1 protein-coding gene and 2 pseudogenes are annotated in these 2,794 nt (G+C 65.1%); 2 read left to right on the forward strand and 1 reads right to left on the reverse strand.

Going from position 1 to position 2,794, the window contains the following annotated elements:
- Window positions 1-848, reverse strand: a pseudogene (locus Q0S71_RS00755) (DUF4153 domain-containing protein); the annotation flags it as partial.
- Window positions 849-1,106: 258 nt separating this feature from the next.
- Here Q0S71_RS00755 and dapC point away from each other — a divergent pair.
- Both dapC and Q0S71_RS00765 read left to right on the forward strand, forming a co-directional pair.
- On the forward strand, window positions 1,107-2,321 hold the full coding sequence (gene dapC, locus Q0S71_RS00760; protein WP_295990118.1) for a succinyldiaminopimelate transaminase: 1,215 nt from the start codon (window positions 1,107-1,109) through the stop codon (window positions 2,319-2,321).
- A 57-nt stretch (window positions 2,322-2,378) separates the two neighbouring features.
- Window positions 2,379-2,794 (forward strand): annotated as a pseudogene (locus Q0S71_RS00765) (2,3,4,5-tetrahydropyridine-2,6-dicarboxylate N-succinyltransferase); the annotation flags it as partial.

A 2,794-nucleotide genomic window follows, 5' to 3' on the forward strand; every position in this document is an offset into this window, starting at 1 on the left:
AGCAGCACCGACGACGCATGGCGGGTTTGCCACAGCGCTTCGAGGCCGGTGAACGGCAGCGTGCACAGGAAACCGGCCACGATCAGCGTCGTCACCGGCAGCAGCCACGACATCAGCACCAGCACCAGCGTGCGGATGCCGCGCACGATGGCCGGCCGCACGTCGGTGATGTGCATGGCGCAGGAAAAGGCGAAGCAGGTCACCGGCACCACGAACCACGACTGCGCGATCAGCAGCTTGAGGAAATCGAGCCGCAGCAGCATGAACAGCGAAGAACCGAGCCACAGCACCAGCCACAGTACGCCGACGAACATGGCCGAGAACTGGAGCTGTATCATCAGCGTCCACGCCACCTCGAAGTAAGTGGCGTAGCGCGCGATGCGGCGGCCGTCGATGGCGGCCGCCAGCACCAGCGCGTGCGCGATGTAGAAAAAGCCGGCGCCGAAAAAGAACAGCTGGCCCGATGGCATGCGCGCGCGGCCCTGCGCCGCGAACGGCATGATCTGCGCGCCGGCGCCGTCGCGCCAGACGTCGTGCAGCGCCAGGCCGGCCATGACGGCGGCGGCGATGCCGATCCAGATCGCGGCGCGGCGGGCGTCGAGGTGGCCGAGGGCGGAGATGAACAGCAGCGGCAGCATCACGCCGATCAGCAGCAGCGGCACGAACAGATAGGGTTCGCCGGACGGCCAGGCCGCGCCGTTCGCGCTGCGGTACAGGCCATACAGCAGCAGGCCTTGCAGCAGGCCGACCGTCAGGCGGCCGTACATGGCGCGCCTGGTGACGACCGCGTCGAGCAGCACCGTGTCCGTATCCTTATCCGGCTCCGGGGCGGCGAGTGTGGGCTCCATGATAGTCCTTGTCGATTGTAGGTGACCGTGACGGGGATCGTGACCTTGACGCGCGCGAGTGCGAATTATGACACGATGTTGTGTATTGCTACACTTTATAAAAATACTCAGCAATCCGCGCGGCGGCGTCAAATTCGCGCCATATCGGCGCTGCTGCAACGCACCAGAGGCCCTGCAACGGCGCTATAATGAGCGGCTGCGCGCGGACCGCGCCGGCACTCCGCAAAGCTATCCCTTCAACCGCTTTTGGCCCGTCCCGTGAATCCACATCTCGACAAACTGCAACCCTATCCGTTCGAAAAACTACGCCAGCTGTTCGCGCAGGTTGACGCCAGCCCCGCGCACAGCGCGATCAGCCTGGGGATGGGCGAACCCAAACATCCAACGCCGGCCTTTATCGAGCAGGCGCTGGTCGACCATATCGGCGGCCTGGCCAGCTATCCGACCACCCTCGGTTCGGACGCGCTGCGCGGCGCCATCGCCGGCTGGCTGGAACGGCGCTACGGCCTGCCCGCGCTGAACCCGGCCACCCAGGTGCTGCCGGTGAACGGCTCGCGCGAGGCGCTGTTCGCGCTGGCGCAAACGGTGATCGACCCGGCCGCGAAATCGCTGGTGGTGTGCCCGAATCCGTTTTACCAGATTTACGAAGGCGCGGCCTATCTGGCCGGCGCCGAACCCTACTTCGTCAACTCCGACCCGGCGCGCAATTTCGGCTGCGACTACGACAGCGTGCCGGCCGCCGTGTGGCAACGGGTGCGGCTGCTGTTCCTCTGCTCGCCCGGCAATCCGACCGGCGCCACGCTGACGCTGACGGACTGGGAGAATTTGTTCGCGCTGTCCGAGCGCCACGACTTCATCATCGCCGCCGACGAGTGCTATTCCGAGATTTACCACGGCGACCATGCGCCCCTGGGCGCGCTGGAAGCGGCCCACACGCTGGGCCTGTCGACCATCGAACGGCCCTACGCGCGGCTGGTGGTGTTTTCCAGCCTGTCGAAGCGCTCCAACGTGCCGGGCATGCGCTCCGGCTTCGTCGCCGGCGACGCCGAGGTGCTGAAAAAATTCCTGCTGTACCGCACCTATCACGGTGGCGCCATGAACCCCGCCGTGCAGGCGGCGTCGGTGGCGGCCTGGAACGACGAGCGCCACGTCGAAGAAAACCGCGCCAAGTACCGCGCCAAGTTCGCCGCCATCACGCCGCTGCTGCAAACGGTGTTGCGGGTGGAGCTGCCCGACGCCGGCTTTTATTTGTGGGCCGACGTCAGCCGGACCGGTTTGTCCGACACCGAATTCGCGCAGCGCCTGTACGCCGAATATAATGTCACCGTCCTGCCGGGCAGCTATCTTGCGCGCGATGCCCACGGCCTCAATCCGGGCCGCAACCGGGTCCGCATGGCGCTGGTGGCGGAGGCCGAAGAAGGCCTCGAAGCGGCGCGGCGCATCGTCCAGTTTTGCACGGCATTGGCTCGATAATTTGTCGCGTTAATTTTCGCCCCCCTCATTTCATTCATTTAAAAGATTTAAAAGATCATGACCCAACAACTTCAGAACATCATCGACCAGGCCTGGGACAACCGCGCCGAGATCAATCCAGGCAACGGCGGCGCCGAACTGCGCGACGCCGTCTCGCATGTGATCGCGGGCCTCGACGCCGGCACCATCCGCGTGGCCGACAAGGCCAGCGGCGCCTGGGTCGTCCATCAATGGGTCAAGAAGGCCGTGCTGCTGTCGTTCCGTCTTGAGAACAACGTCGCCATGCCGTCCGACGGCACCATGCAGTTCTACGACAAAGTACCGACCAAGTTCGCCAACTACACCGCCGAAGATTTCGCCAAGGGCGGCTTCCGCGTGGTGCCGCCGGCCGTCGCGCGCCGCGGCTCCTTCATCGCCAAAAACGTGGTGCTGATGCCGTCCTACGTCAACATCGGCGCCTACGTCGATGAAGG

This window comes from Rugamonas sp. (assembly GCF_025354735.1).
Classification (GTDB): Bacteria; Pseudomonadota; Gammaproteobacteria; order Burkholderiales; family Burkholderiaceae_D; genus Rugamonas.